22 protein-coding genes and 1 tRNA gene are annotated in these 25,812 nt (G+C 76.0%); 15 read left to right on the top strand and 8 right to left on the bottom strand.

Going from position 1 to position 25,812, the window contains the following annotated elements; all coding sequences use genetic code 11:
• Positions 1 to 18 precede the first annotated feature (18 nt).
• Positions 19 to 780, bottom strand: a complete 762-nt coding sequence (locus CLV92_RS06320; protein ID WP_104431924.1) for a TIGR03089 family protein — start codon at positions 778 to 780, stop codon at positions 19 to 21.
• 107 nt (positions 781 to 887) lie between these two features.
• On the opposite strand from CLV92_RS06320, the gene CLV92_RS06325 reads away from it, so the two are divergent.
• The 5 genes from CLV92_RS06325 to CLV92_RS06345 all read left to right on the top strand — a co-directional run bounded on the left by CLV92_RS06325 (position 888) and on the right by CLV92_RS06345 (position 7,736).
• A complete protein-coding gene (locus CLV92_RS06325) occupies positions 888 to 3,032 on the top strand; it encodes a hypothetical protein (protein WP_104431925.1) in 2,145 nt (714 codons plus the stop codon).
• Between the two features lie 192 nt (positions 3,033 to 3,224).
• Entirely contained in the window at positions 3,225 to 3,659 is a 435-nt protein-coding gene (locus tag CLV92_RS22810; protein ID WP_104431926.1) for a helix-turn-helix domain-containing protein, read from the top strand.
• Between the two features lie 60 nt (positions 3,660 to 3,719).
• Entirely contained in the window at positions 3,720 to 4,769 is a 1,050-nt protein-coding gene (locus tag CLV92_RS06335; RefSeq protein WP_104431927.1) for a glycosyltransferase family 2 protein, read from the top strand.
• Positions 4,766 to 6,739 carry a glycosyltransferase gene (locus CLV92_RS21315; RefSeq protein ID WP_158257150.1) on the top strand — a complete coding sequence of 658 codons (1,974 nt, stop codon included), beginning with the start codon at positions 4,766 to 4,768 and terminating at the stop codon, positions 6,737 to 6,739. The genes CLV92_RS06335 and CLV92_RS21315 overlap by 4 nt, the downstream gene beginning before the upstream one ends.
• A gap of 1 nt (position 6,740) precedes the next feature.
• Entirely contained in the window at positions 6,741 to 7,736 is a 996-nt protein-coding gene (locus CLV92_RS06345; RefSeq protein WP_104431928.1) for a lysylphosphatidylglycerol synthase domain-containing protein, read from the top strand.
• A 33-nt stretch (positions 7,737 to 7,769) separates the two neighbouring features.
• Here CLV92_RS06345 and CLV92_RS06350 read toward each other — a convergent pair whose 3' ends face one another.
• Positions 7,770 to 9,008: an alpha/beta fold hydrolase gene (locus tag CLV92_RS06350; protein ID WP_104431929.1), complete on the bottom strand. Its 1,239-nt coding sequence runs from the start codon at positions 9,006 to 9,008 to the stop codon at positions 7,770 to 7,772.
• 169 nt (positions 9,009 to 9,177) lie between these two features.
• Between CLV92_RS06350 and CLV92_RS06355 the strand changes: the two genes are divergently transcribed.
• Both CLV92_RS06355 and CLV92_RS21320 read left to right on the top strand, forming a co-directional pair.
• A complete protein-coding gene (locus CLV92_RS06355; RefSeq protein WP_342762204.1) occupies positions 9,178 to 9,861 on the top strand; it encodes a class I SAM-dependent methyltransferase in 684 nt (227 codons plus the stop codon).
• 89 nt (positions 9,862 to 9,950) lie between these two features.
• A tRNA-His gene (locus tag CLV92_RS21320) sits at positions 9,951 to 10,033 on the top strand.
• 63 nt (positions 10,034 to 10,096) lie between these two features.
• Here the strand turns inward: CLV92_RS21320 and CLV92_RS06360 are convergent.
• Both CLV92_RS06360 and CLV92_RS06365 read right to left on the bottom strand, forming a co-directional pair.
• The gene (locus CLV92_RS06360) at positions 10,097 to 10,714 is read right to left on the bottom strand and encodes a TenA family protein (protein WP_245886480.1); all 618 of its coding nucleotides are present in this window, start codon (positions 10,712 to 10,714) and stop codon (positions 10,097 to 10,099) included.
• A 32-nt stretch (positions 10,715 to 10,746) separates the two neighbouring features.
• Positions 10,747 to 13,362, bottom strand: coding sequence for a SpoIIE family protein phosphatase (locus CLV92_RS06365; protein ID WP_245886481.1), 2,616 nt, complete (start codon positions 13,360 to 13,362; stop codon positions 10,747 to 10,749).
• A gap of 219 nt (positions 13,363 to 13,581) precedes the next feature.
• Between CLV92_RS06365 and CLV92_RS06370 the strand changes: the two genes are divergently transcribed.
• Positions 13,582 to 14,007 carry an ATP-binding protein gene (locus CLV92_RS06370; protein ID WP_245886483.1) on the top strand — a complete coding sequence of 142 codons (426 nt, stop codon included), beginning with the start codon at positions 13,582 to 13,584 and terminating at the stop codon, positions 14,005 to 14,007.
• A gap of 31 nt (positions 14,008 to 14,038) precedes the next feature.
• Here CLV92_RS06370 and CLV92_RS06375 read toward each other — a convergent pair whose 3' ends face one another.
• A complete protein-coding gene (locus CLV92_RS06375; protein WP_104432026.1) occupies positions 14,039 to 14,665 on the bottom strand; it encodes a DUF4166 domain-containing protein in 627 nt (208 codons plus the stop codon).
• A 47-nt stretch (positions 14,666 to 14,712) separates the two neighbouring features.
• A complete protein-coding gene (locus CLV92_RS06380; protein ID WP_211290911.1) occupies positions 14,713 to 15,507 on the bottom strand; it encodes a hypothetical protein in 795 nt (264 codons plus the stop codon).
• A 180-nt stretch (positions 15,508 to 15,687) separates the two neighbouring features.
• Here CLV92_RS06380 and CLV92_RS06385 point away from each other — a divergent pair, with 180 nt between their 5' ends.
• From CLV92_RS06385 to CLV92_RS06415, 7 genes are all read left to right on the top strand, one after another.
• A complete protein-coding gene (locus CLV92_RS06385) occupies positions 15,688 to 17,226 on the top strand; it encodes an ABC transporter substrate-binding protein (RefSeq protein WP_104431933.1) in 1,539 nt (512 codons plus the stop codon).
• Positions 17,223 to 18,164: an ABC transporter permease gene (locus CLV92_RS06390; RefSeq protein WP_104431934.1), complete on the top strand. Its 942-nt coding sequence runs from the start codon at positions 17,223 to 17,225 to the stop codon at positions 18,162 to 18,164. The genes CLV92_RS06385 and CLV92_RS06390 overlap by 4 nt, the downstream gene beginning before the upstream one ends.
• Positions 18,165 to 18,211: 47 nt before the next feature.
• Positions 18,212 to 19,126 (top strand): ABC transporter permease, encoded by a 915-nt coding sequence (locus tag CLV92_RS06395; protein WP_425433563.1) that lies wholly within the window; start codon positions 18,212 to 18,214, stop codon positions 19,124 to 19,126.
• A gap of 86 nt (positions 19,127 to 19,212) precedes the next feature.
• Positions 19,213 to 20,193 carry an oligopeptide/dipeptide ABC transporter ATP-binding protein gene (locus CLV92_RS06400; RefSeq protein ID WP_104432027.1) on the top strand — a complete coding sequence of 327 codons (981 nt, stop codon included), beginning with the start codon at positions 19,213 to 19,215 and terminating at the stop codon, positions 20,191 to 20,193.
• Positions 20,190 to 21,239: an ABC transporter ATP-binding protein gene (locus CLV92_RS06405; protein WP_245886486.1), complete on the top strand. Its 1,050-nt coding sequence runs from the start codon at positions 20,190 to 20,192 to the stop codon at positions 21,237 to 21,239. Before CLV92_RS06400 ends, CLV92_RS06405 begins: the two co-directional genes overlap by 4 nt.
• A 97-nt stretch (positions 21,240 to 21,336) precedes the next feature.
• On the top strand, positions 21,337 to 21,834 hold the full coding sequence (locus CLV92_RS06410; protein WP_104431936.1) for a GNAT family N-acetyltransferase: 498 nt from the start codon (positions 21,337 to 21,339) through the stop codon (positions 21,832 to 21,834).
• A 541-nt stretch (positions 21,835 to 22,375) separates the two neighbouring features.
• Complete coding sequence (locus CLV92_RS06415; RefSeq protein ID WP_104431937.1) at positions 22,376 to 24,022, top strand: TROVE domain-containing protein; 1,647 nt, start codon at positions 22,376 to 22,378, stop codon at positions 24,020 to 24,022.
• Positions 24,023 to 24,189: 167 nt separating this feature from the next.
• Here the strand turns inward: CLV92_RS06415 and CLV92_RS06420 are convergent, their stop codons facing one another.
• On the bottom strand, positions 24,190 to 25,161 hold the full coding sequence (locus CLV92_RS06420) for a hypothetical protein (protein ID WP_104431938.1): 972 nt from the start codon (positions 25,159 to 25,161) through the stop codon (positions 24,190 to 24,192).
• A complete protein-coding gene (locus CLV92_RS06425; RefSeq protein ID WP_104431939.1) occupies positions 25,158 to 25,739 on the bottom strand; it encodes an RNA polymerase sigma factor in 582 nt (193 codons plus the stop codon). The genes CLV92_RS06420 and CLV92_RS06425 overlap by 4 nt, the downstream gene beginning before the upstream one ends.
• Positions 25,740 to 25,812 lie beyond the last annotated feature (73 nt).

Consider the following 25,812-nt stretch of genomic DNA (forward strand, 5'->3'; position numbering starts at 1 on the left):
ACCCGCCGGGTCCCGTGCTCAGGTCCCCGTGCTCAGGACCTCCGTGACCAGCTCCTGCTCGCGGGCCCGGTCCGGCAGCTCCGCCAGCCCCGGGGCGAGCACGACCGAGCCGCCCCGCACGTAGGGGGCCAGCAGCCCGCGCACCGCATCGGCGGGCCCGGCGTCCGTCAGCAGCCGCACGCCCACGCCCCAGGCCGAGCCCGCCGCCAGGGCCTGCGGCAGCAGGTCGCCGAAGGTGGTGGCGCCCCCCGCGGCGCGCAGCGCGGGCGCGTCCGGCGCCGGCTCCTCCAGCGGGCGGAACACGTCGCCGTAGCCGGTGATCACCCGCGCGTAGTCCAGCGCCCCGGCCGGTGCGCCACCGGGGAAGGACGTCGCCAGCGGCGCGAGGGCCACGGCCACCGCGTCCCCGCCGGCCTCCTCCGCGGCCGCCGCCTCCGACGTCACGAGCAGGTCCACGTCCGCGGCGTCCGCGGGAGCGACGGCGACGCCCGCGCCCACCGACCAGGCCGCGAGCTGCCAGACCGCGCTGCGCCAGTGCGCCGGCAGGTCGAGGCCCACGGTGGTGCCCGGACCGGCGTCGAACTCCTCCACCAGCAGGTTCGCCGTCTTCGACACCCACGTGTCCAGCACCCGCGCGGACAGCTCGATGCGCTCGCCGTCCTCCGCCCAGCGGGGCCCGTAGAACGTCAGCCGCGGCCGGGTGGGGTCGTCGGTGACCATGCGGCGCAGCAGCTCCGGCACCGACGGCGGCAGGGACGGCGGCAGGGTCGCATCGGGCATCCGGCCAGCGTAGGGGCCGTGATCCGCACCGGCCCGGCGGATGCGGCGGTGCGGTGCCGCATCCGTCCAGCGCGAGGGGATCACCGGCGTTGTTACCGTCTGGGCCCGTGCCCGACGCCGCCGCCCGCCCCGCGCCCACCCGCCCGCCGGGGGCCCTCTGGGGAGACCTGCTCGGGCGGCTGCCGGTCGCGCTCGCCGCCGCCGTGGCCGCGGTCTGCGCGCTGGCCGTCCCGCTGGTCCTCCTCGACGCCTGGCGGCCCTGGACGGCCGTGCCCGTGGTGCTCGTCCTCGGGGCCCTCGCCGCGCGGATCGGCTGGCAGGTCCCCGCGCCCGCCGCACCCCGCTGGGCGGTGCTTCTCACGCTCGGCGTGGCCGCCGGGCACGCGCTGTGGGCGGGCGCCACCCGCGCCGAGCACCTCGTCCTGCGCCGCGACGCCGGCTCGCTGGCCAACTACGCCCACCACCTCAGCGTCCACGGCGGGCTGCCCGTCGACCCGTCGCTGCGGGCCCTGGGAGGGCCCGAGGCGCTGGCGGACCCGAACGTCACCGTGGCCAGCCCCGCCTTCTACGAGGTGGGCACCGGAGCCGACGTCACCGTCGTGCCGCAGTTCCTGCTGGGGGCGCCGGCCCTGTTCAGCCTGGGCGAGTGGGCCGGTGGCTGGACGGGCCTGCTGCTCGTGCCCGCCCTGCTGTCCGGGGCCGCCGTGCTGGCCGTGGCGGGGCTGGCGGGACGCCTCGTCGGAGTGCGCTGGGCGCCGCTGGCCGCGGCCGTCACCGCCCTGGCCCAGCCCGTCCTGCACGCGGCCCGCTCCACGTACTCCGAGCCGCCCGCGCTGCTGCTGCTCGCGGCGGCCGCCGCCCTGCTCGCCGCGGCGTGCGCGAGCCGGGGCACGACGGCGGCCCGGCTCGGCGGCGGTGCCGGGCTGCTGTTCGGCGGCGCCGGCTTCGTCCGGGTGGACGCGCTGCGCGAGGTGCTGCTGCTGCTGCCGGTGGTGGCGGTGCTGCTCGTGCGCCGGCACCCCGCCGCGCGGGCGCTGCTGGCGGGCGCGGTCGCCACGACGGTGCTCTCCGGGGCCGCGGCGGTGGCGCTGTCGAGGCCGTACCTGGCGACCATCTGGGGGTCGCTGCTGCCGCTGCTGGCGCTGACGGTGCTCGTCGCGCTGGGCTGCGCGGTGGCGGTGCGCCTGGCCCGCGGGGGGTTCCTCGCGCGGGTGGGCGTGCTGCGGTCGCCGCGCCTGCCGGACGTGGTGGCGGGGCTGCTGGCGGTCGTGCTGCTGGGCCTGGCGAGCCGCCCGCTGTGGCTGGTGGTGCGCCAGGACCCCGAGGACCCCGGCGCGAAGCTCGTGGCGGGGCTGCAGCAGCGGCAGGACCTGCCGGTGGACGGGGGCCGCACGTACGCGGAGCACTCGGTGGACTGGGTGGCCTGGTACCTCGGCTGGCCGGCGGTGGTGGTGGCCGCGGTGGTGGCGGTCGTGCTGCTGCGGCGGCTGGTGGCGGCGCTGCGGTCCGGGGCGGAGCTGCCGGCGTGGAGCGGCCCGTTCGCGGTGGCGCTGGGCTCGGTGCTGCTGACGCTGTACCGGCCCGGCATCACCCCGGACCACCCGTGGGCGGACCGCCGCCTCGTGCCGGTGGTGCTGCCCGCGGTGGTGCTGCTGTCCGTGGCGGGCCTGGCGGCGGCGCTCCGGTGGGTGGGGGCGTGGAGGGCGGGGGAGCTGCGGGCGGGACGGGTTCCGGCGCGGCTCGTGCCGGTCGTGGCAGGGGTGGGTGCGGTGCTGCTGCTGGCCCCCGCCGCGGCGGCGACGGCGCCCGTGGCGGGGCTGCGCACCGAGCGCGGGCAGGTGGCGGCGGTGCGCACGGCGTGCCGGGCCTTCTCCCCGGGGGACGTGGCGCTGGCGGTGGACTCGCGGGCGCGCAACGAGTGGCCGCAGGTGCTGCGGGGGGTGTGCGGGGTGCCGGCCGCGTCGATCGTGGTGCCCTCCCGGTTGGGGCGGCCCGGTTCCCCGGCGGTGGTGCAGGCGCAGCGCGCGGCGATCGACCGGGCGGCGCGCCGCGTCCGGGAGGCCGGGGGGCGGCCGGTTCTGGTGGCGGCGGACGACCCCGCGTCGCTGGTGCGGCTGGGGGTGCCCGAGCGGGCGGTGCGGCAAGCGGTGCGGATCTCCACGACGGAGGACGAGCGGGTGCTGGAGGAGCGCCCGGACGGCGCCCAGCGCATCCACGTCGGCCTCTGGCTGGCCGAGGCACCCGGGGGCTGAGCCCGGGCCCGTCCCCTTCTCCCCGTCCCCTTCTCCCCGTCCCCTTCTCCCGGAAAGGACCCTTTCCGGGGTCGCACGACGGGGCCGGACCCCGGAAAGGGTCCTTTCCGGGGACGGGGTCGCGCGGGGGAGGGCGCACGCTGTGAGCGAACGGCCGGGGCGCGCCCGCCGCGCGGCGCCTACCGTCGGTCCATGGTGCTCCTGCGATCCCTCCTCGGCGCCGCGCTGCGCAGCGCCCGGCGCGACCGGCGGCGGACCCTGCGGGACGTCGCCGCGAGCGCCGGGGTGTCCCTCGGCTACCTCTCCGAGGTGGAGCGCGGGCAGAAGGAACCCTCCAGCGAGGTGCTGGCCGCCATCTGCGCCGCGCTCGGCCTGCGGCTGTCGGACCTGCTGCTCGCCGCGCAGGTGGAGCTGGAGGCGGAGGAGCTGCTGCGCCGGGAACAGCGCCGCCGCGAGCTCGTGGTGCACCAGCTCGCCGGGGTGCAGCCCGCCTCGGTGACCCGGCACCGCCTGGCCCGCACCCAGCTCAGTCCCGCCGCCCGCCCCAGCGCCCGGCAGGGCGCGGCTCCGGCCCGGTCGGTGCGCGAGGTCGCGGACAGCGCTCCCGTGGTGCGGCTGGCCGCGTGAGGAGGAGCCGCCGCGCGGCGCCCGGCGGGGGCGGGCCCGGCGGCTAAGCTCGCCCCCGCCATGGCACCCGAACTTCCCGCCCAGAGCGCGCCCGCCCCCGCGGCGGCCGGACCCCTGCCCGCCGTCCGGGACACCGCTGCCCGCGACACCACTGCGGAGATCGCGGCCGCCGCCGAGCCGACGGGGTCCCTGCAGGCCGCCGCGGCGGCCGGTGACGGCCCCGCGCCCGTCGCCACGATCGTGCTGCCCTGCTTCAACGAGGAGCAGAACGTCCTCGCGGAGCTGCGGCGCATCACCGCGGCGATGGACGCGGACGGCATGCCCTACGAGCTCCTCGCGATCGACGACGCCTCCACCGACTCCACCCTGGCGGTGCTGCGGGAGGCGGAGCGGGTGATGGCGCACGTGAAGGTCGTGGCCTTCCGCCGCAACGGCGGTTCGGGCACGGTCCGGCGCATCGGCACGCAGATGGCGCGCGGGCAGGTGGTGGTGTGGACGGACGCCGACCTGACCTACCCGAACGAGCGCATCCCCGAACTGGTGCGGATGCTGCTGGAGGACGACTCCTACGACCAGGTCGTGGGAGCGCGCACCAGCGAGGAGGGCTCGCACAAGGTGCTGCGGGTGCCGGCGAAGTGGGTGATCCGCAAGGTGGCGGAGACCCTGACGAACGAGCGCATCCCCGACCTGAACTCCGGCCTGCGCGCGTTCCGCCGCTCGGTGGCGCTGCCGTACCTGCGGCTGCTGCCGGCGGGGTTCAGCTGCGTCACGACGATCACGTTGTCGTTCCTGTCGAACCAGCACGACATCAAGTACGTGCCGATCGAGTACGCCAAGCGCTCGGGCCGCTCGAAGTTCCACTTCGTCAAGGACGCCTACCGCTACATCCTGCAGGTGCTGCGGATGGTCATGTACTTCGAGCCGCTGCGGGTGCTCATGCCGCTGGCGCTGTTCCTGTTCGGCACCGGGTTCCTCAAGGCGGTCGTCGACATGGTGCGGCACCCGTTCTACTTCCCCGCGAACACGGTGCTGCTGCTGGTGTCCGGGTTGCTGATCGGCTCGGTGGCGCTGCTGGCCGACCTCGTCGTCCGCTCCCGGGACGGCGCGTGAGCGGCGAGCGGGGCGCGCGGGTGCGCACGGCGCTGGTGGGCCCGGCCCACCCGGCCAAGGGCGGCGTCGTCGCCCACACCACGGAGCTGGCGCACCGGCTGGAGGCCCGCGAACGCGGCACCGTCGAGGTGGTGTCCTGGTCGAAGCTGTACCCGGCGCTGCTGTACCCGGGGGAGCTGGCGGTGCCCGGCGGAACCCCCGACGTGCCGCTGTTCCCGCGCACGTCCTACCCGCTGCGGTGGGACCGGCCGGACTCCTGGTGGCGCGCGGGGCGGCGCGTGGCGGGGCGGGACGTCCTGCTCCTCGCGCACGTGGTGCCGTTGCAGGTGCCGGCGCTGCTGGCGGTGCTGGCGGGGGCGCGCTCGGGTGGCGGGCCGTCGCCGCGCACGGTGGTCGTGGCGCACAACGTGCTGCCGCACGAGCCGGGACCGGCCGACGCCGTCCTGGTGCGGCGGTTGCTGTCGGCGGTGGACGGCGTGGTCGTGCACTCGCAGGAGCAGGCGGAGCTGGCGCGGGCCCACGGCGCCCGCCGCGTGGAGGTGGCGCCGCTGCCGCCGCACCTGCCGGGGGGCGCACCCGCGCCGCGGCAGCCGCACGGGACGGCCCCGCACGACGGTGACCTGCGGCTGCTGAGCCTCGGGGTGGTGCGCGACTACAAGGGCCTGGACCTGCTGCTGGAGGCGATGGGCCACGTCCCGGGCGTGCGGCTGACGATCGCGGGGGAGTTCTGGGGGGCGGCGGGCCAGCGGGTGGCGGGGCTGGCGGCGCAGCTCGGCCCGCGGGTGGAGCTGCGCGCGGGGTACGTGCCCGCTCCGGAGCTGCCGGAGCTGCTCGCCGCGCACGACGTGCTCGCCCTGCCCTACCGCAGCGGCACGGCGTCGCAGAACGCGCTGCTGGCGTTCGCGCACGGCCTGCCGGTCCTGGCGAGCCGCACGGGCAGCTTCGGCGAGCAGGTGCGCGACGGCGTGGACGGCCTGCTCGTGCCGCCGGGGGACGTGGCGGCGCTGGTGGCCGCGCTGCGGCGCCTCACCGACCCGGCGGAGCGGGAGCGGCTGCGCGCGGGGGTGCGGGTGCCGGACCTGGACTCCCCCTGGGAGCGCTACCTCGCCGCGGTGGACGCCGCCGCGGACGGCGGGACGGCCGCGGCGCCGCCGGGCGGGCGGCTGCTGGAGGTCGCCAAGCGCGGCGCCGAGCACGCCCTGTGGGGCCGGGTCTCGGTCCAGCGCAGGGTGTCGGAGCGGCTGGGGTCGGCGCCGTACCGGCCGGTGCCCAGCGGGGTTCCCCGCACGGGGGTGCTGCACGACGCCGCGGAGGTCGCCGACGCCGTGGCGCAGGCGAAGCGGCTGCGGCTGCCCGCCCACGTCGACGCCCCGAAGAACTGGGACGCCCTCGGCGCGGTGGCGGCGGTGCTCACCCTGGCCGACGACGGCTCCCGCAGCGCGCGGGTCCTCGACGCCGGCAGCGCCCGCTACTCGCCGGTGCTGCCGTGGCTGCGGCTGTACGGCCTCGGCGCCGAGCGCGGGTCCCTGGCGGGCATCAACCTGGAGTTCGGGGCGCCGGTGCACCGCGACGGCGTGGAGTTCCGCCACGGCGACGTGACCCGCACGGGCCTGCCGGACGGCAGCCTGGACGCCGTGACGTGCATGTCCGTTCTCGAGCACGGCGTCCCGGTGCGGGAGTTCCTCGCCGAGACGGCGCGGATCCTGCGCCCGGGCGGGATCCTCGTGGTGTCCACCGACTACGACCAGGACCCGCCGGACACCACGGGCGTCACCGCCTACGGGGTGCCGGTGCGGATCTTCTCCCCGGCCGACGTGCGGGAGCTGGTCGCGCAGGCCGCGGCGGCGGGGCTGGAGCTGGTGGGGGAGCTGGACGACGGGGTCCTCGCGCACCCGGAGCGGCCGGTGCACTGGAAGCGCACGGGGCTGGACTACACGTTCGTGCTGCTGACGTTCCGCCGCCGGGGCTGAGGTGCTGCAGCGGCTGCTGCGCCTGACCCGCTCGCGGGGCGTCCGCGGGGGGTTCCTCGTCCTGGCGCTGGGGTTCGCGGTGGCGGCGGTGCTGAGCGAGCGGGCCGCGGTCTCGGCTGCGCTGGCGCGCCTGGACGCGGGAGCAGCGCTGCTGGCGCTGCTGCTGTCGGCGGCGAACGTGGCCCTGACGGGGGCGGCGTGGCGGGCGGTGGTGGCGGACCTGGGGTCCCCGCTGCCGTGGCGCCCGGCGGCGCGGGTGTTCCTCGTGGGGCAGCTCGGCCGCTACGTGCCGGGCACCGTGTGGCAGTTCCTCGCCCAGGCCGAGCTGGGTCGCGACCACGGGGTGCCGCGTCGGCGCACGGCCTCGGCGCTGGGGGTGTCGCTGCTGGTGTCGATGACGACGGCGGCGCTGCTGGTGGTGGCGGTGCTGCCGCTGGCGCTCGGCTGGGGGGCGGGCGGGTTCGCGTGGACGCGGTGGCTGCCGTGGGCGGTGCCGGTGCTGGCCCTGCTGCTGGTGCCGCGCGTGCTGAACCCGCTGCTGGGCCTGCTGCTGCGTGCGGCCCGGCAGCCGCCGCTGGAGCAGGGGCTCTCGGCGCGTGGGCTGCTGGCCGCGGCGGGGTGGTCGCTGGCGTCGTGGCTGGCGGTAGGGGGGCAGGTCTTCGTGCTGGTCTCCTCGGTCGCTGCGGCGGTCGCTGCGGCGGGGCCGTCCGCGGGGACCGGTGCGCACCTGCTGGCGCTGTCGGTGGGCGGCTACGCCCTCGCCTGGGTGGTGGGCTTCCTGGTGCTGATCGCCCCTGCCGGGGCGGGAGCGCGGGAAGCGGCTCTCGTGGCGGTGCTGACGGCCGGGGCGGCGGGCGCGCTGGGCGGTGGCGGCGCGCTGGTCGTGGCGCTGCTGTCGCGGGTGCTGCTCACCGTGGCGGACCTGCTGCTGGCGGGCGCGGCGCTGCTGGGAGCCCGGGGGAACGCGGTGGAGGAGCGGGCGGTGCCGGGGGAGTAGGCGGTGCCAGGGGAGTGGGATCCCCGGCCGCGCTCAGGGCAGGCCGGCGCCGGTGGTGACCGCGGCGGTGATGGCGGCGCCGAGGAGGCGGGAGGGACCGCGGCGGGGCAGGGCGGCGATGCGGTCCGCGAGCCCCGGCAACCGGTGCACGGTCCCGGCGGCGGCCGCGCCGGCGACGTGCAGGGCGGCGAGCCGGTGGGTGTCGAGTGCGCTGTGCCCGGTCGCGGCCAGCGGGACGAGCACCCCGCCGGGGGCGAGCCCGGCGACGCGCTCGGCCACGGGCCGGGGGGTGCGCAGGTCGCGCTCGCCGGAGAGGACGACCGTGGGCCAGGTGAACCCCGGCAGCTCCGCGGGCAGGTCGAAGGGCTCACCGGCGTAGGCGGGTCGGTGCGCGGCGACCTCGGCGAAGGGGAGCTGGGGGTCCAGGGGCCCGCCGTCGGGCGGCAGGCCGAAGCCGAGCTGGCCGTAGGCGATGCCGGCGACAAGGTCGGGCTCCATGAAGTAGGGGGCGCCGGGGCCGTCGAGCTCGGCGAGGCCGAGGCGGCTGATCCGCCGCCAGGTGCGCTGCAGGCGACCGCGGCGGCGGGCCAGCAGCAGCCGGTGCAGCACCTCGGGGCCGGCGAACTCGTGCACCACCTGCACGACCTGGCTGAGCTCGGCCATCGGCACCCCGTCGGCGGCCAGCGCGCGCACGGTGGCGGCCACGGGCGCCAGGGTGGGGTCCTCGCCGTGCCAGAACAGCCGCCGGCGGTGGGCGCGGACGATGGCCAGGTCCTGCACCGACAGCATGGGCGAGTCCAGCACCATCGCCTCGACGGCCCCGGGGTGGCGGGCGCCGAACGCCTGCGCCAGGTAGGTGCCGTAGGAGGAGCCGTAGACGACGACGCGGGGGACGCCGGCGTGCTCCAGCACCGCGGCGAGGTCCTCGACGACGTGCTCGACGGTGACGGCCTCCCGGGGCAGGTCGTCGCCGTGCTCGTCGCGGCGGGACAGGCCGATGCCGCGGTGCTCGACCATGAGGACGTCCAGTCCGCGCCTGCTCGCCAGCGCGCGGAAGCGGACGTACGGGGCGGCCGAGGCGAGGCCCGGTCCGCCGGGCAGGACCAGCACCGGCACCCGCCCGGCCGCGGCCCCCGCTGCGGTGCGGGGCCGGGCGCGGACGTAGGTCAGCGGGAACCGCCCGGGTGCGCCCGGCAGCACCGGGCGCAGCACGACGTGCTCGTCCTGGTCCGCGCCCCGACGGGCGATCGCGTCCTCCCGCTGCGCGCGCATGCCCGGCCAACGGGCCGCGCCGGGCGGGGGTTCCGGCGAGTGCCCCGCCGCGCGCCGCGTGCGACGGTCAAACCGTTGGACGGGCCGTGCGCCGCGAACGATCGTGGAACGCGTGCAGCAGATCTGGGACGCCGAGGCCGCCCGCAGCTACGACACCCCGGGGACCGGCATGTTCGCGCCGGAGGTCCTCGGGCCGACGGTCGAGCGCCTGGCCGGGCTGGCCGGCGACGGCCGGGCGCTGGAGTTCGCCGTCGGAACCGGCAGGGTCGCCGTTCCCCTCGCCGAACGGGGAGTGCCCGTCGCCGGCATCGAGCTGTCGCCGCCCATGGTCGAGCGGTTGCGGACGAAGGTGGACGAGGCGGCGATCCCCGTGGTCGTCGGGGACATGGCGAGCGCCCGCGTCCCGGGGGAGTTCACCCTCGTCTACCTCGTCTTCAACACGATCTCCAACCTCCTGGAGCAGGCCGAGCAGGTCGCCTGCTTCCGCAACGCCGCCCGCCACCTCGTGCCGGGGGGCCGGTTCCTCGTCGAACTGTGGGTTCCCGAGCTGCGTGCGCTCCCACCCGGCCGGCAGGCCACCGTGTGGCACTGCGAGCCCGGCTCCATCGGCCTGGACACCTACGACGTCCTGCGCCAGCGCGTCGTCTCGCACCACGTCCGCTTCGGCGAGGGCCGGCAGGCGGAGCTGTTCCGCAGCCCCCACCGCTACGTGTGGCCGGCGGAGCTCGACCTGATGGCCCAGCTGGCAGGCTTCGAGCTGGAGAGCAGGTGCGCCGACTTCTCCGGGGCCGAGTTCACCGCCGAGTCGCGGTCGCACGTGTCCGTCTACCGGCTCCCGCCGCCCCGCGTCTGAGCCGGCGAAATCCCGTTGCCCGGCAAGCCGTGCCCGGGCACCCTCTGGAGGCGGCGACGCGCCTGCGCCGGGCGGCGGCGCCGCGCTGACGTGGTGCAGTGGAACTGGCGGCGGCACGGGGACGCACGGGCCCTGTGCCGCCGGTAGGCGGGTTCGACTCCCGCCACCACGACCGGAGCGGGCCGGGGTTCTGGGGGAACCCCGGCCCGGGGTGCCGCCGGGCAGCGACGGGTCCCTACCGGGCGGGGACCGCCGGCAGGGCCATCGACCAGAAGTCCACCTCGTGCCGCAGCACGGTCTCCACCGTCCGCACCGCCTCGTCCGCGGACAGGCGCGTCACGGCCGCGGCCGCCACCGCCTCGAGCTCCGCGACGTACGCGGCGAACCCCGGGGTGGTCCAGTGCTCGACGAACGGGCCGTAGGCCGTGCTCGGCGAGGCGTGCGTCCACGCCTCGAGGTAGACGCGCTCCAGCGCCCACAGCGCCAGCAGTGCCTCGTCGGGACCGGCGGCGTCCAGCCCCTGCAGCAGCACCGCGTACGCGCTCGTCGCCGGCAGCGGTGCGGCGGCCAGGTCGAGGGAGCGGGAGCCGGCCTGCTCCTCGAACCAGGCCAGCTCCTCCACCACCGCGACGCAGCCGGCGGCCAGCACGGCGCGGGCCTCCCGCGGTGCGCGGGCGAGCAGCCGGGCCTGGAAGTGCAGCAGGTCCGTGACGAAGAGGTGGTCCTGCACGAGCCAGGTGTCGAACGCAGCCGCGGGCAGGTCCCCCTCGCGCACGGCGTCGAGGAAGGGGTGCTGGGTCGCCGCGGCCCAGGAGGGGGCGGTGCGGGACAGGATCTCGGGGAGGGTCGTCACGTCCGCCGACCCTAGCGAGCCCCCGGCGCCCGTCAGCGCTGCGGTCGGGGAGTGCGCGGCACCCGCCGCGGTCCCGCCTCCGGGGGCCGGGGCCGGTCCTGCAGGTGCAGCCGCACGGCGACCAGCGCCACGTCGTCCTCGGGCTGCTCCGGCAGCAGCCGGTCGAGGATGCCGTCGCAGAGCTCGTCCAGGGGGGTGCCGGCCAGGTCCGCGACGGCCTTGCGCAGCAGTTCCAGGCCCTCGTCGACGCTCTGGTGGCGTCGCTCGATGAGGCCGTCGGTGTAGAGCAGGACCGTGGACCCGCGCTCCACGGTCCGCTCGGCGTCCTCCCGGGCGGTGCTGGGGTCGATGCCCAGCAGCAGGGTGGACCTGCCGTCGAGGGTGGTGACCGTGCCGTCGGGCTGGAGCAGCAGCGGCGGGGGGTGCCCGGCGTTGGCCCAGCGGAGCACGGTCGTGCCCTGCTCCTTCTGCTCCGGCGTCTGCTCCAGGCGCGCGACGACGGCGGTGGCGGTGGTCTCGACGTCGAGGCCCTGCATGGTGGCGTCGAGACCGGTGAGGATGGCGGCCGGGCCCGCGCCGCTGTAGTAGGCGATGCCGCGCAGCAGGGAGCGGATCTGGCCCATCGCCGCGGCGGCGTTGACGTCGTGGCCCATGACGTCGCCGATGACGAGGACGGTGCTGCCGTCCGGTTGCAGGAACGCGTCGTACCAGTCCCCGCCGACCTGCGCGGCCCGGGCGGCCGGGCGGTAGCGGACCACGATCTGGAGGTGGTCCGGCTCCGGCGGCGACGTCAGCATGCTGCGCTGCAGCCCCTCCGCGAGGCGCTGCTGCTGGGTGTAGAGGCGGGCGTTGTCCAGCGCCAGGCCGGCCCGGTCGCAGATCTCCTCCAGGGTGAGGAGGTCCTCGCGCTGCGGTGCCGGGCGCTTCACCCCGCGCAGCACCGTGAGCAGGCCCACGGTCCGGCCCCTGGCCCGCAGCGGCATCACCACGGCGGACTCGGGGGCGAGCTGCTCGATCATCTGCCGGGCGGCGTCGTCGCGCAGGATGGACGTGATCCGCTCGGTGGCCCGGTCGGGGAAGACGTAGGGCCGGGAGGTGCGCACCGTCTGCAGCACCGGCGCGTCCGGCGGCAGGTCCCGCAGCCGCACGTGGCGGTAGCGCTCCAGCAGGGGGCGCAGCTCCTCGTCCACGTGCCAGGAGGCGACGTCGCGCAGGCCGCCCTGCTCGTCCACGAGGCTGACGATGCAGGCGTCGGCGAGGGTCGGCACCACGTACGTCGAGAGCCGGCTGAGGGCGGAGTCCAGGTCGAGGGCGGCGGCGAGGTCGGCGCTGACCGCCGCGACCAGCCGCAGCCGCTGCGCGGCCCGCTCGGCGGCGCGCTGCGCCCGCTGCGCGGCCTCCTGCGCGTCGCGGCGGGCGGTGATGTCGAGGAAGTACACCGACAGCCCGTCCGGGGTGGGCCACGCCCGCAGCTCGTACCAGCCGTCCAGGGGCGGGGGGTAGTAGGCCTCGAACGTGGTCGGCTGGCCCGACTCGACCGCGGCGCGGTAGTGCACCTCGAAGTCGGAGCCGGCGGCGGCGGGGAACAGCTCCCACAGGTTGCCGCCGAGCAGCTCCTCGCGGACCTTGCCGAGCAGGCGCTCCGCCTCCGCGTTGACGTAGGTGAAGCACCACTCCCGGTCCAGGGAGTAGAAGGCCGCCGACATGCTCTCCAGGACGCGCGCCAGACGGGCGTCGGCCTCCCGCCCGGCCGTCGTGTCGTAGGCGGCGCCGAGCACCCGGACGGCGTCGCCCGCCGGCCCGCTCAGGGCCTTGCCCCGCGCCTGGATCCAGCGCATCGTGCCGTCGGGCAGGACGGTGCGGTACTCCAGGTCCACGGTGCCGCAGCACTCGATGGCCTCGGAGAGCGCCTGGCCCACGCGGGCCAGGTCGTCGGGGTGCACGCGGGCGTTGAAGGACTCGATGGTGCCGTCGAAGTCGGCCGCGCCGAGGCCGAACAGCTCCAGCAGGCGCTCGTCCCACGTCAACCGGCCCGTGCGGAGGTCCCAGTCCCAGCTGCCGATGCCCGCGGCGTCGATGGCGAGCTGCCAGCGCAGCTCCCCCGAGGCGTAGTCCACCGACAGCGCCGACAGCTCCAGCTCCCGCGCGGCGGCCGAGGCCAGCTCGCTGAGCAGGGTCACGTCCGCCGGCGACCAGGTGCGCGGCTCGGGACCGAAGACGCACAGGGCACCGACGACGTGGCCGCCGCGCCCCGTCAGCGGCACGCCGAGGTAGGCGCCGACCGCCCCGGAGGTCACCGGCGGCAGGCCGGAGACGCGCTCGTCGGAGGTCGCGTCGGTCACGACGAGGGGTGCGCCGCTGGCCGCGGTCACGGTGCACAGCGAGTCCGCCAGGGACCCCGTGCTGCCGGGCTGCGCGTCCGACACCCCCGTGATGGCGCCGATGGTCTGCACGTCGCTGAGCAGGGAGAGCTGCGCCGCGGGGGTCGCCAGCAGGCGGGCGGCGAGGTCGGTGAGGCGGTCCACGGCCGATCCCTGGCTGGTCGCCACCAGCCGCTGGGCGGCGCGCTGGCGCTCCTGCCCCCCGGCCAGCGCCCCGGCCGGGTCCGCCCCCGCGCCCTCGGGGGCGGGCGTAGGCCCAGGAACCACGTGCACCCCCGCCTCGGTCAGTGCGCCCCGACCGGCGGGGCCCTGCCCGCCACGATAGGCGACCCGTCCGAGCGGGTGCCGCACCCGGGGTGCCGGTCGCACGCCCGTCTCGGGTTGCCGGAGCGGAGGGTGGCGGTCACAGTGGCTCAGGACACGACCGTCGCCGCCGGGTCAGCCGGAGGGGACAGGACCCGAAGGGATGGGATGAGCCGGCTCCGGGTGGATGCGAAGCCGTCCGCCGTCCCCACCGCCCGGCACTGGGTCGTCGACACGTGCACCTCCTCCTCCGCGGAGGTGGACTTCGGGATCCTCGAGCTCCTCACCACCGAGGTCGTCGCCAACGCCGTCCTGCACGGCAGCGGCCCGGTCTGCATCGACCTCACGTGCGACAACGGGTGCGTCCGCGTCGCCGTCGCGGACGCGAACCCCCGACCGCCGGTCGTCAAGCACGTGGGCACCGGCGCCACCGGCGGGCGCGGCATGGCCCTCGTCGACGCGCTGGCCGACCGGTGGGGCTCCAGTTCGTCCCCCGGCAACGGCAAGACCGTCTGGTTCGAGCTCGAGGCCAACGGCTGCCAGGACGCCCTGCGGGTCGACGGCCACGAGGACACCTCGTCGGCCGACGGCCGCGAGGACGCGTCGTAGGGCGCTGCCCGCGACGACCGCAGCAGCCCGTTCAGCCGCGCCGCTCCTCCCGCAGCGGCTTCACCGCCGGGGGCACCGCCTCCCCGACCACCTCGGGGAACTCGCAGGTGAACGTCCCGGCGTACCCCGCCAGCGGCCCGAACCGGCGGTTGGTCACCCGCACGTCGATCGTGTAGCAGCCCCGGACCTCGTCGTAGCCCTCCCGCAGCAGCGCCGTCCCCGACAGCAGCAGCGGGAAGTCGAAGCTCACCGGTCCCTCGTGGAAGCGCTGCGCCCCCGAGCGGATCTGCAGGCTGCCGTCGGGCAGCACGGACGGCTCGAGGTCCACCGCGAGGTGCTGGTGGGTGCCCAGGTAGTCGACGATGCGCCCCGGGCCGCCGTGCACCAGCGTCGCGTCGAAGCGGCGCCGCCGCCCGGGGGCGATCTCGAAGGTGCGCACGACGGTCACCGTCTCGCGGCCGAAGGAGTCGACGTAGGCGTAGTTCTCCACCGTGAAGGGCACGCCGGTGCCGCTGTCCGGCACCAGGATGTTGCGCCACGCGCCGAGGTGCAGGAACGGCAGCGTCCACGCCGGGCCGTGCCAGACGCGGTCCATCACGCCCCGGCCCACGCAGGAGTAGCCGGCCGCCGTGGACACCCCGAAACGGCGGCGCAGCATCGGGTGCAGCCGCTGCGCCTCCTCGCCCAGGGCGTCGAGGACGACGCTCACGCCGGCCCGCCCGCGCGCCCGCCGCCCGCGGGGGCCGGTGCCGGCTCCGGCAGCCCGGCCAGCGACGCGGGCGCCCGCCCCGCCCGCGGGTCCGGCGGGCGGCGCAGGCAGCGGCGCCCCGACGGCACCGACGGCGGCACCGGAGCCAGCAGCGCCAGTCCCGCCACCCCCACGGCGGCCCACGACGAGCGCCGGGCCAGCGCCGCGGCACCGGCGACCCCCAGCGCGCGCAGCGCCGTCCACGCCAGCGCCCGGTCGCGGGCCAGCGCCGGGTCGAGCCCCTCGTCCACCCACAGCCGCAGCCGGTCGAAGCTCCACGCCGTCGCCCAGCCCACCGCCGGACGCGTCAGCCACGGGTCCAGCAGCGCCCCGACCCGGCCCCAGCCCGGCTCGTAGTCGTAGCCGGTGAGGAACCGCATCCGGCCGTCGCCCACCGGCACGTACCGCCAGTACCCCGACCCCTCGCCCAGCGGCGAGAGGCGGTCGTCGGTGCGGAAGCGCAGCGCCGACGTCCCGCGGCCGGAGCCGTCGCGGCGGTGGCCGACCGAGGTGCCCGTGCCCGTGACGGTGCGCAGCGGCAGCCGCGGGAACGGCAGCGCCAGGGCGTAGGTGAAGTGCCGGTTGCCCCGCCCGTCCACCGACGTCGGGGTGATGGAGGAGAAGCGCAGGTCCCAGCGCGGGTGGACCTGCGGGTCCTGCGTCAGGAACCACAGCCGCTCCGCGTCGGCCGGGCCCGCGCAGCGCACGGAGGTCTCCACGTACACGGGGGCACGGCCCGCGGCGGTTCGCACCCGGGAACCGTACCGGCGCGACGAGCCGCGAGGTTGCGATCCGATCACATCTGCGGCCCCCTGGCGGGCTCCGCTGGACCGCGCCACTCAGCGTGACAGGGTGACGACCTGAGGCATCGAGCAGGCGGCGCGCCGAGCCGTGGCAGCGTCGGACACGAGTGCGTCGAACAGGGGAGCCCCATGCGTGCACTACCCGCCATCGCAGCCCTGACGGCCGCGGCCCTCGGACTCGCCGGGTGCGGCGCCGGGGAGGGCGTCGACACCGGCCAGGGCTCGGGAGGTTCTCCCGGAGAGGGCGGCGGCGCCCTCGTCGCAGCCATCAGCGCCCAGCCCGACCAGCTCGACCCGCACAAGACCACCGCCTACGCCAGCTTCCAGGTGCTGGAGAACGTCTACGACACCCTCACCGTCCCCTCCGCCGAGGACCAGACGATGCAGCCGAGCCTGGCGGAGTCCTGGGAGACCAGCGACGACGGCCTGACCTGGACGTTCACCCTGCGCGAGGGGGTGGAGTTCCACGACGGCTCCGAGCTCGACGCCGCCGACGTCGTGTACTCCTTCAACCGCATCATCGACGAGGAGCTCGCGAACTCCTACCGGTTCACCTCCGTGGCCGACATCACCGCGAAGGACGACCGCACCGTCGTCTTCCAGCTGAAGGAGCCCATGCCGAACCTGCTGTCGCAGGTCGGGGAGTTCAAGGGCATGGCGATCCTGCCCGAGGGGGCCGCCGAGGAGCACGACCTGGCGACCGAGGCCGTCGGCACCGGCCCCTTCACCCTCCAGGGCAGCACGGCGAGCGCTGTGGAGCTGAAGGCCTTCGAGGACCACTGGGGCGGCGAGCCCACCGTTCCCGCCGTCGAGTTCCGCTTCGTCTCCGAGCCCACCGCCGCGCTGACCGCCCTGCGGAGCGGGCAGGTGCACTGGACGGACAACGTGCCGGCGCAGCAGATCGAGGCTCTCGCCTCCGACGACTCCGTCGAGCTCGGGCAGACGCCCAGCGTCGACTACTGGTACATGGCGATGAACCTCGAGAAGCCGCCGTTCGACAAGCGCGAGGTCCGCCGCGCCATCGCCACCGCCATCGACCGCGAGGCGGTGACGCAGGCGGCCAAGTTCGACGCCGCCCGCCCGAACCAGACGGCGATCCCCGAGGGCAGCTTCTGGCACACCGACTACGAGCCCTTCGAGCCCGACATCGCGGCCGCGAAGAAGATGCTCGCCGACGCCGGGGTGAGCACCCCGCTGCGGATGGGGCTCATGGTCACCTCCGAGTACCCCGAGACCGTCACCGCCGCGCAGGTCATCGCCAGCCAGCTGGAACCCCTCGGGATCACCGTGGACATCCAGACGGAGGAGTTCGCCACCTGGCTCGCGCGGCAGGGCGAGGGCGACTTCGACGCCTTCCTCCTCGGCTGGGTGGGCAACGTCGACCCGTACGGCTTCTACCACTCCCAGCACCGCACGGGGGCATCGAACAACTACCAGGGCTACTCCAACCCCGTCACCGACGAGCTCCTGGACGGCGCCGCCGTGGAGCGCGACCAGGACGCCCGCAAGAAGCTCTACGACGAGGCCGCCAAGACCATCGTCGACGACGTCTCCTACCTCTACCTCTACAACCCCGACGTCGTGCAGGCGTGGAAGCCGGGCCTGCAGGGGTACACCATCCGCGCCGACAAGGCGGTGAACTTCGAGAACGTCGAGCTCCCGGAGTGAGCGGCTACCTCCTGCGGCGCGCGGGGCAGTCGGCCGTCGTCCTCCTGGGGGTGGCGATCGCGGTCTTCGCGCTCATGCACCTCGTCCCGGGCGACCCGGTCCGCCTGGCGCTCGGCACCCGCTTCGACCAGGCCGCCTACGACGCCCTGCGCGAACGCGCCGGCCTCGACGAGCCCCTGCCGGTCCAGTTCCTCGGCTGGATCGGCTCGGCGGTCACCGGCGACCTGGGGGTGAGCTTCCGCAGCGGTGAGCCGGTGACGATGCTCATCGTCGAACGGCTGCCCGCGACCGTGTCCCTGGCGGCCGCGTCGATCCTGGTGGCACTGCTCATCGCCGTGCCGCTGGGAACCCTGTCCGCGCTGCGGCCCCGCTCGTTCGTGGACTCCGCCGGCACCGTCGTCAGCCAGGTCGGCATCTCCGTGCCGGAGTTCTGGATGGGCATCCTGCTCATCCTGCTGTTCGCCGGCGTCCTCGACTGGTTCCCGCCCGGGGGCTACGTGCCGCTGTCGGAGGACCCGGTGGGCTGGCTGCGCAGCCTCGTGCTGCCGGCGCTGACGACCGGGCTGGTCTCCGGCAGCGTGCTGACCAGGTTCACCCGCTCCAGCGTCCTGGAGGCGCTGGGCGCCGACCACGTCCGCACCGCCCGCGCCAAGGGGCTGCCCGCACGCGCCGTGCTGCGCTGGCACGTGCTGCGCAACGCCCTGCTGCCGCTCGTCACCGTCACGGGCGTGCAGTTGGCCTACCTGCTCTCGGGCGTGGTGGTCGTGGAGATCGTCTTCGCCTGGCCGGGTCTGGGGCTGCTCGCGCTGCAGGCCGTGCAGGACCGGGACTACCCCGTCCTGCAGGGCGCGGTGCTGCTCTTCGCGTTCGTGTTCCTGCTGCTCAACCTCGTCGTGGACCTGCTGTACTCCCGCCTCGACCCGCGGATCAGCGCGTGAGCGCCGCGGCGGACGCACCCGCGCGGGGGCGGGCCCTCACCGCGGAGGTGCCGCGTTGGCGGGTCACCCTCGGCCTGCTCGCCCGCACCCCCACCGCGGCGGCGGCCGCCCTCGTGCTGCTCACGGTGGTGCTGGTCGCCCTGTTCGACGACCAGCTCGCGCCCGCGGGGCCGAACGACGTCGACGTGCAGGCGCGGCTGCAGGGGCCGAGCGCCGAGCACCCCTTCGGCACCGATGACCTCGGCCGCGACGTCCTGTCCCGCGTTCTCCTCGGCGCGCAGGTGTCGCTGCGGGTGGGGCTCGTCGCCGTGGGCATCTCGCTCGTGGTGGGCACCCTCGTCGGCACCCTGGCCGGTTTCTACGGCCGCTGGGTGGACTCGCTGCTGATGCGGCTGATGGACGTGCTGTTCGCGTTCCCGGCGCTGCTGCTGGCGATCGCCGTCCTCGCCGTCCTCGGCCCCGGCGCCACCAACGCGATGATCGCCATCGGCATCACGTACACCCCCGTGTTCGCCCGCGTGTCCCGCGCGGCGGTCCTCGGCGTGCGGGAGCAGGTCTACGTGCGCGCCTCCCGCTCGGTGGGGGCCTCGGACGCGCGGCTGCTGCTGCGCCACGTCCTGCCGAACGCGGCGCCCCCGATCCTCGTGCAGACGTCGGTGAGCCTGGCGTTCGCGGTGCTGGCGGAGGCCGCGCTGTCGTTCGCGGGCCTGGGCATCCAGCCGCCGGCCCCGTCGTGGGGCGGGATGCTCGCCTCCGGTCGCGGCTTCCTCGAGCAGGCGTGGTGGATGGCGGTGTTCCCCGGGCTGGCCATCTTCCTGCTGGTGCTGTCGTTCAACCTCCTCGGCGACGGGCTGCGCGACGTGCTCGACCCGCAGCAGCGCAGCGCGATGGAGGCGGGCAGACGGCGGATCCGCTCCCGTGGCAAGGCGGAGGCCGCTGCGGACGCGAGGGGGGCGGCGTGAGTGCGCAGACCCCGCAGCCGGCCCCGCAGCCGGCCCGGGAGGGGGCCCGGCAGCCGGTGCTGTCCGTGCGGGACCTGCGGGTGCGGATGGGCACCCCGCGGGGCGTCGCGGAGATCGTCAACGGCCTCGACTACGACGTGCACCCCGGCGAGACCGTCGCGGTGGTGGGGGAGTCCGGCAGCGGCAAGAGCGTCTCCGTGATGGCCCTGATGGGCCTGCTGCCGCGCACCGCGACCGTCACCGGCACCGCGGAGTTCGAGGGCCGCGACCTCGTCGGGATGTCCGACGCCCAGCTGCGCACGGTGCGCGGCAACGGCATCAGCATGGTGTTCCAGGACCCGATGACCTCGCTGAACCCGGTGCTCACGGTCGGGCGGCAGATCACCGAGGGCCTGCTCGCCCACGGCGACCTGCCGAAGCGGGCCGCGACCGAGCGGGCGGCGGAACTGCTCGGGGAGGTGGGGTTCCCCGACCCGCGCGGCGCGCTGGACCGCTACCCCCACCAGCTCTCCGGCGGCATGCGCCAGCGCGTGATGATCGCCATCGCGCTGGCCGGGCGGCCGCGGCTGCTCATCGCCGACGAGGCCACCACCGCCCTCGACGTCACCGTCCAGGCGCAGATCCTCGAACTGGTGGCGCGGCTGCAGGCCGAGCACGGCACCGGCGTCATCTGGATCACCCACGACCTCGGCGTCGTCGCCGGCATCGCCGACCGCGTCCTCGTGATGTACGGCGGTCGCTGCGTGGAGGACGGCGTCGTCGACGACGTGTTCGACGCACCCGCCCATCCCTACACCCGCGGCCTGCTCGGCGCCCTGCCCGCGCGACTGGGGCCCGAGCTCGACGCCGAGGAGCCGCCGGAGCTGGTGACGATCCCCGGAACCCCGCCGCTGCCGACGGACCTGCCGCCCGGCTGCGTGTTCTGGCCGCGCTGCCCCGTCCGCTCGGACCCGCGCTGCGAGCGGGAACAGCCACCGTTGCTGGAGGTGTCGCGGCCGCAGGTGGGCGGGCGCCCGGCAGGGCTCCCGCACCGCGCCGCGACGTGGTGCTCGGAGGGACGACCGTGACCATCGAGAACGGCGGCGGGGACGTGCTCGTCTCCGCCCGGGGCCTGAAGGTCCACTTCCCCGTCCGCTCCAAGGGACTGCGACGCAGGCAGGTGGGTGCGGTGCGTGCCGTGGACGGGGTCGACCTCGACATCCGCCGCGGGGAGACCCTCGGCCTGGTGGGGGAGTCCGGCTGCGGCAAGTCCACCCTCGGCAACGCCCTGCTGCGGCTGGTGGAACCCACCGCCGGCACCGTCACCTTCGACGGGACGGACGTCACCGCCCTGGACCGGCGGGGGCTGCGCTCGCTGCGCCGGCGCGCGGTCATGGTGTTCCAGGACCCCTACGCCTCCCTCGACCCGCGCATCCCGGTGGGCCGCACGGTGGCCGAACCGCTGGAGGTGCACGGCCTGCACCCGGGCGCCCAGGCCCGGGCCGCCCGCGTCGCGGAACTGCTGGAGCTCGTCGGGCTGGACCCCGGCGTGGCCGGCCGCTACCCGCACGAGTTCTCCGGCGGGCAGCGCCAGCGCATCGGCATCGCCCGCGCCCTGGCGGGTGAACCCGACTTCGTGGTCTGCGACGAGGCCATCGCCTCCCTCGACGTCAGCGTGCAGGCGCAGGTGCTGAACCTGTTGCGCCGCCTGCAGCGGCAGCTGGGGCTGACGTACCTGTTCGTCTCCCACGACCTCGCCGCCGTCCGGCACGTCTCCGACCGCATCGCCGTCATGTACCTGGGCAGCGTCGTGGAGGTCGGCACCGCCGCGCAGGTCGCCGGCCGGCCCAGGCACCCGTACACGCGGGCCCTGCTGTCGGCGGTGCCGGTCCCCTCGCCCGGCGCCGAGCGCGGCCGCGAGCGGATCGTGCTGCGCGGCGACGTGCCCTCCGCGGCGGCCGTGCCGTCGGGCTGCCGCTTCCGCACCCGCTGCCCCGACGTGTTCGAGCCGTGCCCGGTCGTGGCGCCGGCGCTGGCCGACCGGGGCGACGGGCAGCTCGCGGCCTGCCACCTGCACGGGGTGGTGGGGGAGCGGGTCCCGGCCGACGTCGCCGAGGCCGGGCGCCTTCCGTAGGGGGCGCGGCCGTGCCGGTGGCGGGACCGTCGGCACGACCGCGGCGTCGCCGAAGCGTCCGTCCGTCGACCGGTGTCCGACCAGCGGGGAGGCTGACGTGGTCCACGTGGTGTTGCGGCCGATCGAGGACTCCGACCTCGACGCGCTGTTCGAGCAGATGCGGGATCCCGAGTCGGTGCGGATGGCTGCGTTCACCGTCCGGGATCCCGGCGACCGCGCCGCGTTCGACGCCCACATGGCGAGAGTGCGGACGTCGCCCGGGGTGACCGCCCGCGCCGTCACCGCCGACGGACGGCTCGTCGGCAGCATCGCCGCCTTCGTGGTCGACGGGGACACCGAGGTCACGTACTGGATCGACAGGTCCTGCTGGGGCCGCGGCATCGCCGGCCGGGCGCTCGAGCTGCTCCTGGAGGCGGTCCGCGTCCGGCCCGTGTTCGCCCGGGTCGCGAGCGACAACGCTGCCTCGCTCGCGGTGCTGCGGAGAGCGGGCTTCGCGATCACGGGGACGGAGGTGTCCCACGCCAACGGCCGGGGAGCGGAGATCGAGGAGACGATCCTGCGCCTCGACGAATCCGCGGGGACGGCGCACTCCTGATCGGGGCCCAGCGGAAACTCGATTGCCCGGCGACGGTCCGCGCTGCCACAGTTCGCTCCTGCGACGCGGTGCGAAGGCCCGGGTTACTTCCCTGTCGAGGAAACACCCACCCGGGCCGGCTGGTCCTCGCGTCGTCTGCGGGCTGCTCGATGCGCAGTCGCGGGATACTTCCTGGTCCTCGCGGGTTCGAATCCCGCCGGGCGCTCCCGTGCGCCCGGTAGCGCACCTCGGTGCGCGGTTCCCGTGGCGAGGGGTTCTCGAGCAGTTCGCAGACGACGCGGTTTCCGGTGCACACCACCGCGCCGGATGGTGCCGCACCGATGCGCAGGCGGGGGTTACTCCTTCCTCATACGTGTGTCGCTGGTTCGAGTCCAGCCCGGAGGGACCGGTTCCCCCCGGTAGCTCAGTCGGCAGAGCAACGTGCAGCCCCCCGCCGCCCCGGTCGACGGTACGGCTCCATCCGGCGCGGCAGCGCCGTGGCCGACACGACGTCCGGGGCACCGTGCCCCGGAGGATCCGGAAGGAGCACCAGGAGACGACCATGGCACGGTTCAGCGGCATCCGGCAGCGCCTGCTCGGGCGCGCCCCCCAGCGCACCCTCGAGCGCACCACCACCCACGAGGGCGGTGCGGCGTTCGTGCGCGACGCGAGGAGCGACCTGTTCCTCCTCGCCGCCGTGAACATGGTCGGGCAGGACTCCTTCTACGAGGGCGCGGGCGAGCGCGACGAGCGGTTCCGCCGCCTCGTCCACGCCGTCACGGTGCAGGACCCCGACTGGGTCGCGCGCTTCGTCCCGTTCCTGCGCAACGAGATGAACATGCGCACCGCGGCCGTCGTGATGGCCGCGGAGTCGGCACGGGCGCGCCGCGACCTCGCCGTCCTGCACTCCCGCCCGGACCCGGCGACCACCTCGATCCGCCGCATGGTGGACTCCGCGCTGCAGCGCGCGGACGAGCCCGCGGAGTTCCTCGGGTACTGGTGGTCGCGCTACGGCAAGGCGATGCCGAAGGGCGTCCAGCGCGGCCTGGCGGACGCGGTCACCCGGCTCTACGACGAGCGCGCCGTGCTGCGCTACGACGGGAACTCCCGCGCGATCCGGATGGCCGACGTCGTCGAGCTGGTCCACCCGACCCCGCGGGCGCCGTGGCAGTCGCAGCTGTTCCGCGCACTGCTCGACGAGCGCCACCACGGCGACCGCAGCGCGCCGCAGGAGGAGGTGCGTGCGCTGTCCGCGCGTGACCGTCTCGTGCGACTCGCACCCGCCGAGCGGCACGCCCTCGCCCGCCTCGTGCGGGCCGGGGACGCCGCGGCGACGGCCGAGTTCGAGGCGGCCACGGCGGGGCAGTGGGAGTGGGTGCGCTCCTGGCTCGGCGAGGCGCCGCCTGCGGACGGGCTCACCCCCGCCGAGCAGTGGGAGCTGGTGATCCCCCTCATGGGCGTCATGGCGCTCGTGCGGAACCTGCGCGGTTTCGACGAGGCGGGTGTGTCCGACGAGGTGGCGGCGACGGTCGCGGCGAAGCTCGCCGATCCCGACGTCGTCGCGCGCTCCCGGATGTTCCCGTACCGGTTCCTGTCCGCGGCGCTGGAGGCCCCGTCGCCGCGGTGGGCGTGGCCGCTGGAGCAGGCGGTGCGGGCCTCGACCGCTGCGGTCCCGGCCCTGGGCGGGCGGACGCTCGTCCTCTGCGACACCTCCGCGTCGATGTCCACGCCGGTGTCACAGCGCTCGAAGGTGCAGCACGTCGACGTCGGCGCGCTGTTCGCCGCGGTGCTGGCGTGCCGCGGCGAGCGGGTCGACCTCGTCGCCTTCGCCAGCGGGTGGGAGGGCGTGCCGGTCCGGCCGGCCGAGGGCGTGCTGCGCACCGTGCAGCGCGTCCGCGGGCGCATCGGCGCGGTCGGGCACGGCACGGAGACCGCGGCGGCGCTGCGGGCCTCCTACGCCGGGCACGACCGGGTGGTGATCGTCTCGGACATGCAGGCGTTCGCGGACGCTCGGTGGGGCCGGGGCGCGAGCGTCTCGACGGCGGCGCCGGCGCACGTGCCGGTGTACGGCGTCAACACCACCGGGTACGCGCCGGCGGCCCTGGACCTGTCGGAGCGCAACCGGTACGAGATCGGCGGGTTCAGCGACAAGCTGTTCTCGATGATCGCGATGGTGGAGGGGGGCCGGGACGCCGGCTGGCCCTTCTGACCCGCCGGGTGTGCGCCTGGACGGGGCTCCGGGGTGGCGGGGACGTTCGGCAGGCGACACACCGGTGTCGCCCGGCCGAACGTCCCCGCCCCGCGGGGTGCTCGACCGGGGCGGGGACGTTGCGCAGGCGACGCGCCGGTGTCGCCCGGCCGAACGTCCCCGCCCCGTCAGGGCGCCGCCACGTCCGGTCCGCGCAGCGTGACCTGGATGCTGCCGCCGATCACCAGGTCCACGCGGGTGCACGACGCGCCGGGATCGGGGATCGCGCTCAGCGGCCAGTGGTGCTCGACGCCCAGAGCCTCCTCCGCGATCGCCTCCGCCTCGCGCAGGCCCACGCACTGGTCGGCGATCCGCTCCCGGAGCGTGTCGCGCAGCGTCGCCAGGTCACCGCCCACCCCGTGCTCCTCCGCCGCGCGATGCGGCAGCACGTGGGCCTGGCGCGTCGCCGGATCCGCGTAGCCCACCGCGCAGGGGAGGCCGTCGTTCCCGCCGGGGTTGTCGGCGGGAACCACCGTCACGGTCCAGCCGCTCAGCCCGAGCCGCGCGAGTTCCCGCGAGGCGAACTCCGTCGTCTCCGCCTCGGAGAAGCACCGCGACTGCGGGCCGTCGACGTAGTCCTGCATGCTCGCCTCGAGCTCGAACGCCGCGTCGTCCTCGGGGGCGGGTGGCGCCAGCGGTTCGGCGCCCTCCGGCACCTCCGAGCGAGGCGCCACGTACAGGGTTCCTTGGTGGTGGAAGGCGACCGGATCCGGGATGGGCGGGCGCCCGACCAGTTCCATGTACCGCCGGCAGTCGGCGAGCGGATCGCCGGTCAGCTCCGGGCCGCCGACGGTGTCGCGCATCGCAGTGGGATCGGCCCACTCCGTCCGGCAGTTCACCCCGTCGTGGCTCGCTCCGCCGCCGACGTACCACTGCTCGTATCCCGCGTACGCGACACCGCCGCCGAGGACGGCGATGCCCGTCACCGCGGTGGCGAACCCGCCGCGCCCCAGCCGCCGTCGCAGGCCCCGCCTCGTCGACCGCTCCGTCATGGTGACCCCTTCCCGCAGGGCGTCGAGCACCCCCCGGTCCATTCGGGCGAGGTCGGTCCCCGCGACGGGATCCGCCGCGCGCAGCCGCGCGAGCACGTCGTCCCTCATCGGATCTCCTCCAGCCCGGGACGGGCGTCCGCCCATCCCGCCACCACGTGTCCGGCCCGGCTCTCCCGTTGCGGCCCGGAGAACCCGATGTGCTCGACCGCAGCCAGTTCCCGCAGCAGCCGCTTGCGGGCCCGGTGCAGCCGCACCCGGACCATCGCCCGCGACACCCCGAGGGCCACGGCGATCTCGTCCCGCGCCAGGTCCTCCCACGCCACCAGGCGCAGCACCTCGCGGTCGTCCTCGGGCAGCCGTCGCATCGCCTCGGCCAGGCCTGGATCGCTCACCTCCGGGGCGGGCGCCACGTGCGGCAGTTCCTGCCGGAGCCGGTCGGCGAGGGCGAGGCGCCGCCGCTCGCCGCGGTAGTGGTTGGCCAGCACGTTGCGTGCCACTCCGAACAGCCACGGGCGGGCGTCGTCGCCGGCCGGGACCTCGTCCAGCCGTCGCCAGGCCACGAGGAACGTCTCGGCGACGACGTCGGCAGCGTCGGCGGGGTCGGCCACGCGCCGCACGGCGTACGCCAGCAACGGCTGGTGTGTCCGGTCGAACAGCGCGGCGAACCGCTCCTGCGGTGAGCTCACGGGGCCCCTTCCACGGGCGGGAGTCTGACACCGCCCCTTGTCCGGGAGGGCCACGAGCGTTGCACCCTCCGCC

It is taken from the genome of Kineococcus xinjiangensis (assembly GCF_002934625.1).
Taxonomy (GTDB): Bacteria; Actinomycetota; Actinomycetes; order Actinomycetales; family Kineococcaceae; genus Kineococcus_A; species Kineococcus_A xinjiangensis.